Genomic DNA, 15,716 nt, shown 5'->3' on the forward strand with positions numbered 1-15,716 from the left:
CCATGCCCCGCGAACGCTCCCTCCGCGATGTCGCACGCCTCGGCTTCGCCGCGCTCGGCGAGACCGGGGCGCGGCTGGCCGAGGCGGAGGAGCTGGCCGGGCGGCAGCTCGAGTCGGTGCTGCCCTCCTTCGCCCGGGTGGCGGACCCGGACGAGGCGCTGCTCGCTCTGATCGACCTGCTGCGGCGGCACCGCGACCGGATGGACGCGGTCCTCGCCGACGACGAGGCCCTGACCCGGCTGCTTCTGGTGGTGGGAGCCTCCTCCGGCCTCGCCGATTTCCTCCAGCGCCGGCCCGACGAGCTGGCCAGCGTGCTCGAGCCGGTGCGCACGCTCCCTGGGCGCGCCGAGATGAAGGCCGAGCTGCTCGAGTCGGTCGGCGCCGTCGACGGCTTCTCGTCGCTCCGGGAGGAGGCGGGCTGGACGGCGCTGCGCGTGCGGTACCGCCGCCTCCTCACCAGGATCGTCGTCCACGACCTGAGCCAGGCCGACCCCGTCGCGGCGATCGACCGGGTGACGAGGGCGCTGGCCGACCTCGCCGGAGCCGCGCTGGAGGCGTCCCTCGCCGTGGCGCGGACCGAGCTGGTCGAGGGCACGGGCCCGGGCCGCTTCGGCCGCGACGAGGTCGCCGCCACCCGCTTCGCCGTCATCGGCATGGGCAAGGCGGGAGCGTCCGAGCTCAACTACGTCAGCGACGTCGACGTGATCTTCGTCGCCGAGGGCGACCCGGAGAAGGAGCTGACGAACGCCCGTGCGATCGACGTCGCCACCCGGCTCGCCGTGCTCCTCATGCGCGGGACCTCTGCGCTGGCGATGGAGCCGGAGCTCTGGGAGGTCGACCCGAACCTGCGCCCGGAGGGCAAGCAGGGCGCGCTCGTGCGCACCCTCGAGTCGCACATCACCTATTACGACCGGTGGGCGAAGAGCTGGGAGTTCCAGGCGCTGCTCAAGGCGCGTCCGCTCGCCGGCGACCAGGAGCTGGGGCGGGCGTACGTCGACGCGGTCGCGCCCAAGGTCTGGTCGAGCGCCTCCCGCGAGAACTTCGTCGAGTCGGTGCAGCGGATGCGGGAGCGGGTCACCGAGAACATCCCGCAGAACGACGTCCACTACCAGATCAAGCTCGGCCCTGGCGGCCTACGCGACATCGAGTTCACGGTGCAGCTGCTCCAGCTCGTCCACGGGCAGACCGACGACGAGATCCGCATGCCCGGGACTCTGCTCGCCCTGGGCGCCCTCGCCGACCGCGGGTACATCGGCCGCTCCGCCGCGGAGGAGTTCGCGCAGGACTACCGAGCACTCCGGCTGCTCGAGCACCGCCTCCAGCTGCGGCGCCTGCGACGCACGCACCTGATGCCGCGGGACGAGCACGAGCTGCGGACCCTCGCCCGCTCCAGCGGGCTCGCCCGCACGGCGGAGGAGCTGCTGAGCGTCTGGAACGGGATCAAGCACCGCGTCCGGGGCCTGCACGAGCGCCTGTTCTACCGTCCGCTGCTCTCCGCGGTCGCCGCGCTCTCCGACGGCGGCGCCGAGCTGTCCACCGGCCAGGCGGAGGCGCGCCTCGCCGCCATCGGCTTCGCGGACGCCCGCGGTGCGCTCGGCCACATCGCCGCGATGACCTCGGGCGTCTCGCGCCGCGCGAGCATCCAGCGCCACCTCGTGCCGGTGATGCTGCAGTGGTTCGCCGACGGACCGGACCCCGACTACGGCCTGCTCGCGTTCCGGCGCCTCAGCGACGCACTGGGCGGGACGCCCTGGTTCCTCCGGATGCTGCGCGACTCGTCCGGAGCCGCCAAGCGGCTCACCACGGTGCTCTCCGGATCGCGCTTCGTCGGCGAGCTGCTCGACCGCATCCCGGAGTCGGCGGCCTGGCTCGAGGACGACGACGCCCTCCGCCCCCGCAGCGCCGCCCAGCTCGCCGAGGAGGTGCGCGCCGTGCTCGCCCGGCACGAGACGCCCGACGCGGTCGCCTCGGTCCTCCGCTCGATGCGCCGGCGCGAGGTGCTGCGGACCGCCATGGGGGGCGTGCTCGGTCTCAGCTCGATCGAGGAGATCGCGACCAGCCTCACCGACATCATCAGCGCACTGCTGGGCGGCGTGCTCGCCGCCATCCGGCGCGGCAGTGCGACCCGGCCCGGCGCCGACGCGGAGTTCGCGATCATCGGCATGGGCCGGTACGGGGGAGCGGAGCTGGGCTTCGGCTCCGACGCCGACGTGATGTACGTCCAGCGCCCCGGAACCGCCGAGCCGCACCAGGCACAGCTCTACTCGCAGTTCGTCGTCGCCGAGCTGGTCCGGCTCACGGAGGACTCCCGCCTGCCGCTCGACCTCGACGCCGACCTGCGGCCCGAGGGCAAGAACGGGCCCCTCGTGCGCTCCCTCGACTCCTACCGCGCCTACTACGCCCGCTGGTCGCTGACCTGGGAGGCTCAGGCGCTGCTCCGGGCGCGGGGAGTGGCGGGGGACCAGGCGCTCATCGAGGACTTCGAGGAGCTGGCCGACGGGGTCCGCTTCCCGGGAGCGGTCTCCGACCGCGACATCCGCGAGGTGAAGCGGATCAAGGCACGGGTCGAGAGCGAGCGTCTGCCGCAGGGAGCCGACCCGCGCCGTCACCTCAAGCTCGGCCGCGGATCGCTGAGCGACGTCGAGTGGCTGGTGCAGCTCCTCCAGCTGCAGCACGCGCGGCGGACCCCGGCGCTGCGGACCACCTCGACCCTCACCGCCCTCGCGGTCGCGGAGGAGGAGGGCATGGTCGGCCCGCAGGACGCGGAGCGGCTGCGCGCCGCGTGGATCCTCGCGTCCCGTGTCCGCTCGGGCACCACGCTCTGGGGCAACCGAACCAGCGACGTCCTCCCGACCGATCGCCGTCAGCTCGAGGGCGTCGCACGCCTGCTCGAGTACCCGGCCGGGTCCGCGACGGCGCTCGAGGACGACTACCTCGGCGTGACCCGCCGCTCCCGCGCGGTCTTCGAGCGCCTGTTCTACGGGCCGGCCGCGGGAGACGCTCCCTCCTACCGCTGACGCACGCGCGCCGGGGACGGCGAAGGGCCGCCCCTCCGAGGAGGAACGGCCCTTCGGCAGTGCTGCCGGATCAGACCCCGTAGTACAGCTCGAACTCGAACGGGTGAGGACGCTGCGCGAGGGGCTTGATCTCCTTCTCGCGCTTGTACTCGATCCAGGTGTCGATGAGCTCCTGAGTGAACACGCCGCCCTGGAGGAGGAAGTCGTGGTCGGCCTCGAGGGCGTCGAGCGCCTCGCCCAGGGTCGCAGGGACCTGCGGGATGAGCTTCGCCTCCTCGGGGGGCAGCTCGTAGAGGTCCTTGTCGACCGGCTCGTGCGGCTCGATGCGGTTCTTGATGCCGTCGAGGCCCGCCATCAGCTGGGCGGCGAACGCGAGGTACGGGTTGCCGGAGGCGTCAGGCGCACGGAACTCGATGCGCTTGGCCTTCGGGTTCGTGCCCGTGATCGGGATGCGGATCGACGCGGAGCGGTTGCCGGCCGAGTAGACCAGGTTGACCGGCGCCTCGAAGCCCGGGATCAGGCGGTGGTACGAGTTGACCGTCGGGTTCGTGAACGCGAGGACGGCGGGGGCGTGCTTGAGCAGGCCGCCGATGTACCAGCGCGCGAGGTCCGAGAGACCGCCGTAGCCGTTCTCGTCGTAGAAGAGCGGCGTGCCGTCGTTCCACAGCGACTGGTGGGTGTGCATGCCCGAGCCGTTGTCGCCGAAGAGCGGCTTCGGCATGAACGTGGCGGTCTTGCCCCACTGCTCGGCCGTGTTCTTGACGATGTACTTGAACTTCAGGATGTCGTCCGCCGCGTGGACCATCGTGTCGAAGCGGTAGTTGATCTCGGCCTGGCCGCCGGTGCCCACCTCGTGGTGCGAGCGCTCGAGGATGAGGCCGGCGTCGATCAGCTTGAGGCAGATGTCGTCGCGGAGGTCGGCCTGCTTGTCAACGGGGCTCACCGGGAAGTAGCCGCCCTTGTAGGGCGTCTTGTTGCCGAGGTTGCCGCCCTCCTCGACGCGTCCCGAGTTCCAGGCGCCCTCGACCGAGTCGACGGAGTGGAACGCGGAGTTCTGCGTGATCTCGTAGCGGACGTCGTCGAAGATGTAGAACTCCGCCTCGGGGGCGAAGAACGCGGTGTCGGCGATGCCGGTCGACGCGAGGTACTTCTCGGCCTTCTTCGCGACCTGACGCGGGTCCTTGGAGTAGATCTCCCCGTTGCGCGGGTTGTAGATGTCGAAGACGAGGATCAGCGTGCGCTCGACGCGGAACGGGTCCACGTAGGCGGTGGTCACGTCAGGGATCAGCTGCATGTCCGATTCGTGGATGTTCGCGAATCCGCGGATCGAGGACCCGTCGAAGAGCTGACCGACGGAGAAGAACTCCTCATCGACAGTCGAGGCGGGGATGTTGAAGTGCTGCTGGACACCGGGGAGATCGGTGAACCGGATGTCGAGGAACTTGACGTCCGTGTCCTTGATGAACGAGAGCACCTCGGAAGAATCTTTAAACATGCAAAGGTCTCCAATGGCGTAACGGGGTGCTGCAGAGCGCAGCCGTTCCAGGGTAGTGACGGGGGGTTTCCCCACCGTGTCCCTGTTGTTTCCGACATGTTACGGGGCAGGTCCGGGGTCGGGCTCCACGTCGACTGCCGGACCACCCGCTCCTCGGTCCGCTCCTAGACGCCGCGGATAGGATCGGAGGATGCCAGCCGCCGACCGCAGGACCTTCGCCGACGCCGCCCCGAGCTCGTACCCGGGGGAGCGTCTCGGCCTCCCCCGAGAGGGCCGCCTCTCGGTCGGACGGTCCGGCCGCCGCATCGCCGCCCTGGCCGTCGACTTCGCCGTCGCCGCTCTGCTGTCGCTCGCGTTCTTCGACTACGACCGCTGGGCGAGCCTGCTGCTGTTCGTCCTGCTGCAGGTCGTCTTCATCCCCACCATCGGCGGCAGCATCGGGCACCGCCTGCTCGGGATGCGCGTCATCCGTCTCGGCGGGGGCTGGGTCGGCGTGTGGCGCCCGATCGTGCGCTCTGTGCTGCTGGCCGTGCTGGTGCCGGCGCTCGTCTGGGACTCGGACCAGCGCGGCTTCCACGACAAGGTGGCCGGGACGGTTCTCGTCCGCTACTGACTCGCGCCGCAGACGAAGCAGGCCGGCCGGGAGATATCCCGACCGGCCTGTCGCGTCGTGCGTCAGCGCGATCGCTGAGGGCGCACCTTGAAGGGGTCGACGCCCTTCGGGATGGGCAGCGACGTGTTGAGCGAGGAGAGCCGGTTCTTCACCGCGAGGACCTCGGCCTTGGTGAGGACCTTCTTCGTCTTCGAGAGGCGGCTCGGCACCTTGTGCAGCGGAGTCGCATCGGCGTCGGAGCCGACGTGCACGAAGGTGACGGGGACGTTCGGCAGGATCCGCGACACCTTGCGCCGCTCGTCCTCGAGCATGCGCTTGGTCCGGGAGGCGGGGCCCTCCGCGATCAGCACGACGCCTCCGCGGCCGACCGCGCGGTAGACGGCGTCCTGGGTCTTGCCGTTGACGGCGACGGGCATCTCCCCGCCGGTCCAGGTGCCGCGCAGTCCGCTTCGCAGGACGGCGCCGACCGCGCCGGGCTGCCCGGCGATCTGCCCGTAGGCGGCGCGCTCGGCGCGACGCGAGAGCACGGCGAGTCCGGCGACCAGGCCGGCCATCACGCCCACGATGATCCACAGCGCGATCACGAAGCCGTTGCCGTTGCCGAGGAGGATGCCGAGGAGCACGCCGAGCAGGATCGGGAGCAGGAGCGCGAGGAGGATGATCCAGACGGCGCTGCTGTCGTAGCGGCGGGTCATCTGGAACACCTGCCACATCTGCTTGAGACGTCCGGGTTCCTTGACCGCCTTCGTCGACGGTTCCGTGCTGCGTGCCATGACGTCAAGGATACCGAGCAGGAGCGCGGCGGCGGACCCCGGACGCGGATCCGGCTCCTCCACAGAGGGCACGTGCGCCGATCCGTCCACCGATCGGGATCGGTGGGCGTCCTCCGCCTCGACGTGCGGTCAGGCTCGCCTCATGACGAGCAGCGGGACGGTCCAGGGTCGGAGGATCGGCGGAGTGCGGACGGGGAGGCGGCGGACGCCTGCGCCGGACGCCGCACCGCCGGCCGAGCGGACGATGCGGCCGCGGGAGGCCGAGGCGCTGCAGGCGTCGCCGGTGGCTCGGCTCGCCGAGCACCGCCACCGCGAGCGCATCGTCCGGGTGGAGTCGTCTCCGAGGAGGTGCATCGTCTCGACCGCCCCTCCCGTCGTCGCCACGCTCGAGAGGTTCCTGCGGGTCGAGCGGGGGATCGGACTCGGCGCCGCGGTCACCCTCCTCGCCCCCGTGGTGGGCGCGGTCCGCTCGGCCGCCCTCGAGGGAGCATGGCTGGCTCCGACGACGGACGACATCGGCCTGACGGAGGAGGGTCGGCCCCTGCTGCTGCTGACGACGCCCGCCGTCGACACCCCGCGTGCGGCGCGCGACGCGCTGCAGCAGGTTCTGGAGCGCCTCGGGAGGCTCTGCCCGGAGCTGCCGGTCGCCGCCCTCGTGCGGCACCGCGACCTGCTGGCGCTGGAGGGCAACCTCTACGGACTCGCTGATCCGCAGGGGATAGGCGAGGCGGTGCGGGCGCTGCCGACGTCCGGCGCGGGTGCACGGGGTCGGGAGGCGGTGCCTGCTCCGGCTGCCCGGCACCGGCGGGTCCATCCGCTCGACGGCTGGCAGGACCGCCTCCGGGCGTTCGTCGTCCGGCGTCGGGGACCGCTCTCCGTCGGGACGGCGATCGTGCTGGGAGCGGTGCTCGCCGGATCGCTCGCGGGCGGGCCCGGTCGGCAGGTGCAGGATGCGGAGGCGTCGACCGCAGCCGCGCCCGTTCCGGCTCGGTCGACTCCGCCGGCGGTGGCGACCGCGGCACCGCCCGCTCCGGTCGCGGCGGCCGCGCTCGACGCCGAGCAGGCGGCGGAGGTGCTGATCGACGCGGTGCGCGCGTGCGGGGACAGGGAGTGCGCCCGCGGGCTGGTCACGGCGGACTCGCCGCTCGGCGACGAAGCGGACGGCCCCGCCTCCGCTGTCCCGGCGACGGGGGAGGCGTCGGCCGTCCTCGTCGACGTGAACGGGGCATCGGCGGTCGTGCACCTCAGGACGGCCCCGGGGACGACAGCGGCCTCCGTCCTGATCATCAGGACGGAGGCCGGCTGGCTCATCCGCGACGTCTACACCGGAGCGGCCTCGTGAGAGGCGCGCTCAGGGGGAGCGCCTCAGATGCCGAGGTCGTTCTCGAACGAGCCCTCCTCGAGGCGCTCCTTGATCGCGACCAGGAAGCGCGCCGCGTCGGCTCCGTCGACCGTGCGGTGGTCGTACGAGAGCGCGAGGAAGACGGTCGAGCGGATCGCGATGGCGTCAGCACCGTCCACCTGCACGACGGCCGGCTTCTTGGTGACGATGCCGGTGCCGAGGATCGCGGTCTGCGGCAGGAACACGACGGGAGTGTCGAACAGGGCCCCGCGTGAACCGGTGTTGGTCAGCGTGAAGGTGCCGCCGGCGAGCTCGTCGGGCTTCAGCTTGTTGTTGCGGGTGCGCTCGGCCAGGTCTCCGATGGTGGAGGCGATCTGCGCGAGGTTCAGCTCGGACGCGTTCTTGAGGACCGGGGTCAGCAGGCCGCGCTCGGTGTCGACGGCGATGCTGATGTTCTCGTGGTCCGGGTAGACGATCGACTCGCCGTCGAGGGTCGAGTTGATCACCGGGTAGGCCTTGAGCGCCTCGGCCGCCGCGAGGGCGAAGAACGGGAGGAAGGACAGCTTGGCGCCGGTCTTCTCCTGGAAGCTCTTCTTGACCGAGTCGCGGAAGCGGGCGACCGCCGTGACGTCGACCTCGATGACCGAGGTGAGCTGGGCGCTCGTCTGCATCGACTCGACGGCGCGCTGCGCGAGGACCTTGCGCAGGCGCGACATCGGCTGCGTGGTGCCGCGGAGGGGCGACGTCTCGAGCGGGGTGCGCGCGGCCTTGGCGGCTGCGGCGGCGGGCGCCGAGACCGGGGCGGCCGGAGCCGACTTGGCGGCCTCGACCGCGTCGAGGACGTCCTGCTTGCGGATGCGGCCGCCGACTCCGGTTCCCGTGAGGGTGGAGAGGTCGATGCCGTTCTCGCCGGCGAGCTTGCGCACGAGCGGGGTGACGTAGCCGGGGTTGGAGTCGGTGGGCTCCGGGGAGGCGGCGGGCGCGGCGGCAGCGGGGGCCGGCGCGGCGGCGGCCGGGGCGGGAGCCGACGGAGCGGGAGCCGCGGCCTCGGGGGCGGCGGGCTTCTCGGCGGCCGGGGCGGGCTCGGGCTCGGCCGGGGCGGGAGCCTCGGCGTCGCTCTCGGCGTCCACCGACGGGGTCGCCTCGTCAGTGGCCTCGGTCTCGGCGGCCTGGACCTCGGGGGCCTCCTCGGCGGGAGCCTCGGGCTCGGACGCCGACGCGGCTCCGGAGCCGTCTCCGATGCGCACCAGCTCGGCGCCGACCTCGACGGTCTCGTCCTCCTGGACGAGGATCTCCTCGATCACTCCCGCGACGGGCGACGGGATCTCGGTGTCGACCTTGTCGGTCGAGACCTCGAGCAGGGGCTCGTCCACCTCGACGCGGTCCCCGACGTTCTTCAGCCAGCGGGTGACCGTTCCTTCCGTGACACTCTCTCCGAGTGCCGGGAGGCTGACGGATTCGCTCATGAGCCTGTCTCCTTAAGACGCTTGTGTTTCGATGTCCAGCTTACTGATGCGGAAGCGGCGGGTCGCCGCACCGCAGTGGTTCTACAGGGCGTGCAGCGGCTTCCCGGCCAGAGCGAGGTGCGCCTCGCCGAGCGCCTCGTTCTGAGTGGGGTGCGCGTGCACGAGGGGCGCGACGTCCTCGGGGTGCGCCTCCCAGTTCACGATGAGCTGAGCCTCGCCGATCAGCTCGCCGACGCGGGCTCCGACCATGTGCACGCCGACGACGGGGCCGTCGACCAGGCGCACGACCTTCACGGAGCCGGTGGTCCCGATGATCGTGCTCCGGGCGTTGCCGCCGAGGCCGTAGTCGTACACGGCGACGCGCTCGGCGCCGTACTCGGCGATCGCGCGGGCCTCGCCGAGGCCGACGGAGGCCACTTCGGGGTCGCTGTAGGTCACTTTCGGGACGTTGACGTCCCTGACGACCTGCGGCCCCAGACCGGCGATCTCCTCCGCGACGAAGATCCCCTGCTGGAAGCTCCGGTGCGCGAGCTGGAGCCCCGGCACGATGTCGCCCACGGCGTACACGCCGGGGACGGAGGTCTGCAGGCGCTCGTCGGTCAGCACGTAGCCGCGGTCGAGGCGGACCCCGGCCTCCTCGAGGCCGATGCCCGCGGTCACCGGGCCGCGGCCGACGGCGACCAGCAGGATCTCGCCCTCCACCGTTGCGCCGCTCTCGAGCGACACGGAGACGCCGCCCTCGCTCTGCGAGACCGACGCGACGCGGGATCCCAGCTGGAAGGCGATGCCCCGCTTGCGGAAGGCGCGCTCCAGCTGCTTGCTGACGCTCTCGTCCTCGTTGGGGACGAGGTGGGGGAGGGCCTCGACGATCGTGACCTCGGCGCCGAACGAGCGCCAGACGCTCGCGAACTCGACGCCGATCACTCCGCCGCCGAGGACGACGACGCTCGCGGGCACGTGGTCGAGCTCGAGAGCCTGGTCGCTCGTCAGGATGCGGCCGCCGATCTCGATCCCGGGGAGGGTGCGGGAGGCGGACCCGGTGGCGACGACGACCGACCCGCCGTGGAGCACGTGCTCGCCGACCGTCACGGTGCCCGGCGCGGTGAGGCGGCCGTCGCCGGTCACGACCGTGATGCCGCGCGAGGACACGAGGCTCTGGAGCCCCTTGTACTTGCCTGCGACGACGCCTTCGCGGTAGCGCGTGACGCCCGCCATGTCGATCCCGGTGAAGCTCGAGAGCACGCCGTACTTCTCTCCCTCGCGGGCGCCGTCCGCCAGCTCGGCGGCGTGCAGCAGGGCCTTGGTGGGCACGCACCCGCGGTGCAGGCAGGTGCCGCCGAGCTTGTCGCGCTCCACGAGCGCGACGCTCATACCGAGCTGCGTCGCCCGGAGGGCCGCCGCGTACCCGCCGCTGCCACCTCCGAGCACGACCAGGTCGTAGCGCTCTTCCGACACCCAGTGACTCCCTCGCGACGTGCGGTCCCGCTTCCCGGCCGACCGGCTCCGGCGCTGAGCGCCGAGCGGATCGGGAGGGGGGACGAGGCGGGATCTCCCGCCCCGTCGACCCTACTACGCGCTCGCGAAGCCCTCGGCCAGAGCGATCAGCGCGCGCACCGAGACCCCCGTGGCGCCGGCTCCGGTGAAGCCGTAGCCGCCGCCTCCGTTGCTCGAGGGGCCGGCGATGTCGAGGTGCGCCCACGGGATCGTGGTCGCGTCCTCGCCCTCGCCGCGCTTCCCGACGAACTCGCGGAGGAAGTGGCCGGCGAGGAGCATGCCGCCGGCGGTGTTGCCCGGCTTGACGTTCGCGATGTCGGCGATGTCCGAGTTGAGCAGCGGTCGCAGCTCCGCGGGGAGGGGCATCTGCCAGAAGGGCTCTCCCGCCGCGCGGGCGGCGTCGAGGACGCGGGAGACCAGCTCGTCGTCGCCCAGAGCGCCGACGGTCCGGTTGCCGAGGGCGACCACGGAGGCGCCGGTCAGCGTCGCGACGTCGATGATCGCATCGGGCTGCTCCTCGCTGGCGGCGACGAGGCCGTCGGCGAGCACCAGTCGGCCCTCGGCGTCGGTGTTCAGCACCTCCACCGTGGTCCCGCCGCGTACGGTGAGCACGTCGTCCGGGCGGATCGCGGTCCCGGAGGGGAGGTTCTCGGCGATGCAGAGCCAGGCGGTCGCGCGGAGCGGGAGGCCGAGCTCCGCGATGGCGCGCACGACGGCGTACACGGTCGCCGCGCCCGCCATGTCGGTCTTCATCCCGATCATCGAGGCCGGCGGCTTGAGCGAGAGTCCGCCGCTGTCGAAGGTGATGCCCTTGCCGACCAGGGCGAGGTGGGTGCTCGCGCCCTCGGGCGCGTAGGCGACCTTCACGAGGCGGGGCGGGCGGGAGGAGCCGCTGCCGACTCCGAGGATGCCGCCGAAACCCTCCTCCGCGAGGGCCTCCTCGTCCCAGACGGTGACCTCGAGGGGCAGTCCCTCTGCGCCGGTCTGCACGGCCTCGGCCAGCGTCTGCGGGTAGAGGTGCGACGGGGGAGTGTTGACGAGGTCCTTCACCGTGCCGACCGCGCGGCCGAGCACGAGCGCCCGGTCCAGGACGGCGGGGTCGGCCGACTCGCCGCCGCCCAGCAGGACGACGTGCTCGACGGGCGCCTTCGCCGCGGCGGCGGTGCTGCCGCGGAAGGCGGTGAAGGAGTAGGAGCCGAGCGCGGCGCCCTCGGCGACCGCGGCGAGCGTGCCGTCGGAGCCGGCGGGGAGGGAGAGGGCCACGGAGGCGGACCCCGCGAGCAGGCGGACGGCGGCGCCCGCGGCGTTCCGCAGCGCGGTGTCGTCGGGCTCCGCCGAGCCGAGTCCGACGAGGACGATCACTCCGGCACGGACCGAGGACGGCACGCGCACGAGCGTCTCGGCGGCGCCGGTCGCGCCGAGCGCGGTCAGCGCGGGGGCCAGCTCCTCGAAGCCCTCCGCGCCGACGAGCCGGGGACCATCGGGTCCCGGGGCGACGCCGAGGACGAGGGCGTCGGTGTCGATGTCGGAGGCGGGAACGGTCGAGTACTCGAGAGAGGAGAGGGGCATGGCGGCAATGCTAGGCGCTGTTCGCTGAGGGCTCAGCGGACCCGGCCGGGGCGCCGGGACCCCCGTTTAGACTGGACGCATGCTGGATCCGGAAGACCTGTTCGAGATCGAGGGCGACCTCTCCGAGATCCCGCGCGGGCTGCACCTCGTCGCGGGCCTGACCGGCTCGGCCGACGCCGGGGGAGCGGTGGGGCAGCTGGGGGAGTACCTCTTCGAGACCCTCGAGCACCGCGAGGTCGCGGTCTTCGACCAGGATCAGCTGCTCGACTACCGGGCCCGCCGCCCCATCATCACGTTCGACCAGGACCACCTGACGGACTACCGTCCTGCGATGCTCCGGCTCTCGCTCGCGCACGACGAGCTGCACCAGCCGTTCCTCCTGCTCACCGGCTTCGAGCCCGACTTCCAGTGGGAGCGGTTCACCCGCGCGGTGGTCTCCCTCCTCGAGCGGCTCGACGTCGCCTCGACCACGTGGGTCCAGGCGATCCCGATGCCCGTGCCGCACACCCGGCCCGTCGGCGTCACCGTGAGCGGGAACCGCGAGGACCTGATCGAGGCGATGTCGGTCTGGAAGCCGCACACGCAGGTGCCCTCGAACGTCCTCCACCTGCTCGAGCTGCGCCTCTACGAGCGCGGTCTGACCGTGGTCGGCTTCGCGCTGCTCATCCCGCACTACCTGTCGGACACCGAGTACCCGCAGGCGGCGGTCGCGGCGCTCGAGAGCATCTCGGCGTCGACCGGCCTCATCTTCCCGACGGACCGCCTGCGCGAGAGCGGGCGGGAGTTCCTCGGCAAGGTCGACGAGCAGGTCGGCGGCAACGACGAGCTGCAGAAGCTGGTCTCGGCCCTCGAGGCGCGGCACGACACCTACATGGAGGGGACGAGCCTCCGCTCGCCGCTCACCGACGAGGACGGCTTCGTGCCCAGCGCCGACGCGATCGCCGCCGAGCTCGAGAAGTTCCTCGCGATCCGCCGCCCGGGCGAGGAGCCCACCGCCTCCTGAGCGGCCGTAGGATCGGACGAGTGCGTGATCGTCGAGCCTGGTTCGTCTTCGGTGCCGGAGCGTTCGCCTACCTCGTGGCGGTCCTGGACCGCACGACGCTGGGCGTCGCAGGAGTGGACGCCGCGGAGCGGTTCGGGGTGGCGGCCGCCGTCCTCTCGTCGCTCGCCGTCGTCCAGCTGATCGTCTACGCCGGGATGCAGATCCCGGTCGGGATCCTCATCGACCGGTTCGGCCCGCGGACCCTGATCCTCTCGGGCACGGCCCTGATGATGGCGGGCCAGGTCGTGGTCGCGATCGCGCCGAGCATCGGCGTCGCGATCGTCGGGCGGATCCTGTTGGGAGCCGGGGACGCCGCGATCTTCACCTCCGTGATCCGCCTCACGGTGACCTGGTTCAGCGGACCGATCGTGCCGCAGCTCTCGCAGTGGATCGGCAACATCGGCCAGGTGGGCCAGATCCTCTCCGCACTCCCGTTCGCGGCGATCCTCCACACGTTCGGCTGGGAGCCCGCGTTCCTCAGCGCCGCCGGCCTCGGGGCCGTGTCCTTCCTCGGCGTGCTCCTCCTGGTCGCCGACGTCCCGCCGCGCACCGAGCCGATCACGGTGGTGCCTCCGACGCTCCGGGCGACGATCGCGCAGCTCGGAGTGAGCCTGCGCCGGCCGGGGACGCAGCTCGGCTTCTGGTCGCACTTCGTCACGCAGTCCTCCGGCACGGTCTTCACGCTCCTCTGGGGCTACCCCTTCCTCGTCTACGCGATCGGCCTGCCGCCGACCGTCGCAGCGCCGACCCTCACGATCGTCGTGATCGCGGGGATCGTCGTCGGGCCCGTACTCGGCGTCCTGACCGCCCGCCACCCCATGCGCCGCAGCAACCTCGTGCTCGGGATCGTCTCGGCGATGGCGGTCGCCTGGACCGTCGTGCTGCTCTGGCCGGGCGTCCCGCCGTACTGGCTCGTGGTGCTGCTCCTGATCGTCGTCGGAGCGGGCGGCCCCGGCTCCATGATCGGGTTCGACTTCGCCCGCACGTTCAACCCCTCGCGGAGCCTCGGCGCGGCGAACGGAGTCGTCAACGTGGGCGGGTTCCTGGCCAGCTTCACGATGATGTTCGCGATCGGCCTGATCCTCGACGCACTGGCCGGTCCCGGCGCCTCCTCGGAGCAGACCTACTCGCTCGAGCACTTCCGCCTGGCGTGGTGCGTGCAGTACGTGGTGGTCGGCGCCGGAGTCGTCGGACTCGTCGTCGCGCGCCGCCGGACCCGCCGCCGCCTGGCCGAGGACGAGGGAATAACCGTGGCCCCTCTCTGGGTTGCACTGAGTGACCGGATGCGCCGCGGCCGCGCGGGGCGCTGACGGTCGTCCCCGTCGATCCGCCCTTCTGCAGACGCGATGTCCCAGCGGAACGGCCCGGATCCCGCCGGATCGAGCCCCACTCGCACCGCACCGCACGGCTGCACTACTCAGACGTGCAATAATTGTCAATAGGACCCGTTCGGGTCGAGGAGCACCAGGCCCACGTCGGGCGTGCGACGTCCTCGACTTGACATGGGTCCTCGTAATGCCCACCGACGGACGACGCCCTCCCGCGCCGCCCGCCCCCGGGACGCAACGGATGGAGAGGTGCCGCCATGGCCACCAGAGCTACCAAGACCGCAACGCTCGACGCCGTCGACGACGACGTGACGACGACCACCAAGAAGCCCGCGACGCGCAAGCCCGCGGCGAAGACCACGGCGGCCAAGACCACCGCGGCCAAGACGACCCGCTCGCGCGCCACGACCAAGGCCGCCGCTCCCGCCGACACCGAGGAGGAGCCGACCGACGCCGTCGAGCCCGACGAGGCAGCGGAGGAGGAGGAGACCGAGGTCGTCGCCGAGGACACCGAGACCGACGCCAAGGACGACGCGGAGACGCCGGAGGCCCCGGCCGCCGCTGCCGTCGCCGCTCCGGCCGAGCCGCTCCCGAGCGGTGCGCTCGTCCTGTCGTTCGGCGGAGAGGACGACGAGGTCCCGGTCTACTCGACCGCGATCACCGGTGCCACCGCCGACCCGGTCAAGGACTACCTGAAGCAGATCGGCAAGGTCGCGCTCCTGAACGCGGCCGAGGAGGTCGAGCTCGCGATGCGCATCGAGGCCGGCCTGTTCGCCGAGGACAAGCTCGCCAACTCGACCGACCTCAGCCCGGAGCTCGTCCGCGAGCTGCGCTGGGTCGCGAAGGACGGCCAGCGCGCGAAGAGCCACCTGCTCGGAGCGAACCTCCGGCTCGTCGTCAGCCTCGCGAAGCGCTACACCGGTCGCGGGATGCAGTTCCTCGACCTCATCCAGGAGGGCAACCTGGGCCTCATCCGTGCGGTCGAGAAGTTCGACTACACCAAGGGCTTCAAGTTCTCGACCTACGCCACGTGGTGGATCCGCCAGGCGATCACCCGCGCGATGGCCGACCAGGCCCGCACCATCCGCATCCCGGTGCACATGGTCGAGGTCATCAACAAGCTGGCCCGCGTGCAGCGCCAGATGCTCCAGGACCTGGGCCGCGAGCCCACGCCCGAGGAGCTCTCGCGCGAGCTCGACATGACTCCCGAGAAGGTCATCGAGGTGCAAAAGTACGGGCGCGAGCCGATCTCGCTGCACACGCCCCTGGGTGAGGACGGCGACAGCGAGTTCGGCGACCTCATCGAGGACACCGAGGCGGTCGTCCCGGCCGACGCCGTGGGCTTCACCATGCTGCAGAAGCAGCTGGAGTCGCTGCTCGACTCGCTCTCGGAGCGCGAGGCCGGCGTGATCCGCATGCGCTTCGGCCTCGGCGACGGCATGCCGAAGACGCTCGACCAGATCGGCGACACCTTCGGCGTGACGCGCGAGCGCATCCGCCAGATCGAGTCCAAGACGATGGCCAAGCTCCGCCACCCGTCCCGCTCGCAGTCGCTCCGCGACTACCTCGAGTAGGCC

General features: G+C 71.9%; 11 protein-coding genes. 6 read left to right on the plus strand and 5 right to left on the minus strand.

Features of this window, described 5'->3' with window-relative positions; all coding sequences use genetic code 11:
• The first annotated feature begins 2 nt into the window (after positions 1 to 2).
• A complete protein-coding gene (locus GTU71_RS04565) occupies positions 3 to 3,017 on the plus strand; it encodes a bifunctional [glutamine synthetase] adenylyltransferase/[glutamine synthetase]-adenylyl-L-tyrosine phosphorylase (RefSeq protein WP_159939387.1) in 3,015 nt (1,004 codons plus the stop codon).
• Between the two features lie 70 nt (positions 3,018 to 3,087).
• Here GTU71_RS04565 and glnA read toward each other — a convergent pair whose 3' ends face one another.
• Positions 3,088 to 4,512, minus strand: coding sequence for a type I glutamate--ammonia ligase (gene glnA, locus GTU71_RS04570; RefSeq protein ID WP_104223668.1), 1,425 nt, complete (start codon positions 4,510 to 4,512; stop codon positions 3,088 to 3,090).
• A 190-nt stretch (positions 4,513 to 4,702) separates the two neighbouring features.
• Here glnA and GTU71_RS04575 point away from each other — a divergent pair, with 190 nt between their 5' ends.
• Positions 4,703 to 5,125: an RDD family protein gene (locus GTU71_RS04575; RefSeq protein WP_104223667.1), complete on the plus strand. Its 423-nt coding sequence runs from the start codon at positions 4,703 to 4,705 to the stop codon at positions 5,123 to 5,125.
• Between the two features lie 62 nt (positions 5,126 to 5,187).
• Here the strand turns inward: GTU71_RS04575 and GTU71_RS04580 are convergent, their stop codons facing one another.
• The gene (locus tag GTU71_RS04580) at positions 5,188 to 5,898 is read right to left on the minus strand and encodes a DUF4191 domain-containing protein (RefSeq protein ID WP_104223728.1); all 711 of its coding nucleotides are present in this window, start codon (positions 5,896 to 5,898) and stop codon (positions 5,188 to 5,190) included.
• 142 nt (positions 5,899 to 6,040) lie between these two features.
• Between GTU71_RS04580 and GTU71_RS04585 the strand changes: the two genes are divergently transcribed.
• Positions 6,041 to 7,240: a hypothetical protein gene (locus tag GTU71_RS04585; RefSeq protein ID WP_159939388.1), complete on the plus strand. Its 1,200-nt coding sequence runs from the start codon at positions 6,041 to 6,043 to the stop codon at positions 7,238 to 7,240.
• A 23-nt stretch (positions 7,241 to 7,263) separates the two neighbouring features.
• Here GTU71_RS04585 and sucB read toward each other — a convergent pair whose 3' ends face one another.
• The 3 genes from sucB to GTU71_RS04600 all read right to left on the minus strand — a co-directional run bounded on the left by sucB (position 7,264) and on the right by GTU71_RS04600 (position 11,769).
• Positions 7,264 to 8,706: a 2-oxoglutarate dehydrogenase, E2 component, dihydrolipoamide succinyltransferase gene (sucB, locus tag GTU71_RS04590; protein WP_104325722.1), complete on the minus strand. Its 1,443-nt coding sequence runs from the start codon at positions 8,704 to 8,706 to the stop codon at positions 7,264 to 7,266.
• Between the two features lie 81 nt (positions 8,707 to 8,787).
• Positions 8,788 to 10,161, minus strand: a complete 1,374-nt coding sequence (gene lpdA / locus GTU71_RS04595) for a dihydrolipoyl dehydrogenase (RefSeq protein WP_159939389.1) — start codon at positions 10,159 to 10,161, stop codon at positions 8,788 to 8,790.
• A 114-nt stretch (positions 10,162 to 10,275) separates the two neighbouring features.
• On the minus strand, positions 10,276 to 11,769 hold the full coding sequence (locus GTU71_RS04600; RefSeq protein ID WP_104283619.1) for a leucyl aminopeptidase: 1,494 nt from the start codon (positions 11,767 to 11,769) through the stop codon (positions 10,276 to 10,278).
• 79 nt (positions 11,770 to 11,848) lie between these two features.
• On the opposite strand from GTU71_RS04600, the gene GTU71_RS04605 reads away from it, so the two are divergent.
• From GTU71_RS04605 to GTU71_RS04615, 3 genes are all read left to right on the plus strand, one after another.
• On the plus strand, positions 11,849 to 12,772 hold the full coding sequence (locus GTU71_RS04605) for a PAC2 family protein (protein WP_104238748.1): 924 nt from the start codon (positions 11,849 to 11,851) through the stop codon (positions 12,770 to 12,772).
• Positions 12,773 to 12,792: 20 nt separating this feature from the next.
• Positions 12,793 to 14,121, plus strand: a complete 1,329-nt coding sequence (locus tag GTU71_RS04610; RefSeq protein ID WP_104255036.1) for an MFS transporter — start codon at positions 12,793 to 12,795, stop codon at positions 14,119 to 14,121.
• A gap of 275 nt (positions 14,122 to 14,396) precedes the next feature.
• The gene (locus GTU71_RS04615) at positions 14,397 to 15,713 is read left to right on the plus strand and encodes an RNA polymerase sigma factor (RefSeq protein ID WP_104232561.1); all 1,317 of its coding nucleotides are present in this window, start codon (positions 14,397 to 14,399) and stop codon (positions 15,711 to 15,713) included.
• The last annotated feature ends 3 nt before the right edge of the window (positions 15,714 to 15,716 follow it).

Source organism: Rathayibacter sp. VKM Ac-2762 (assembly GCF_009866585.1).
Taxonomy (GTDB): domain Bacteria; phylum Actinomycetota; class Actinomycetes; order Actinomycetales; family Microbacteriaceae; genus Rathayibacter.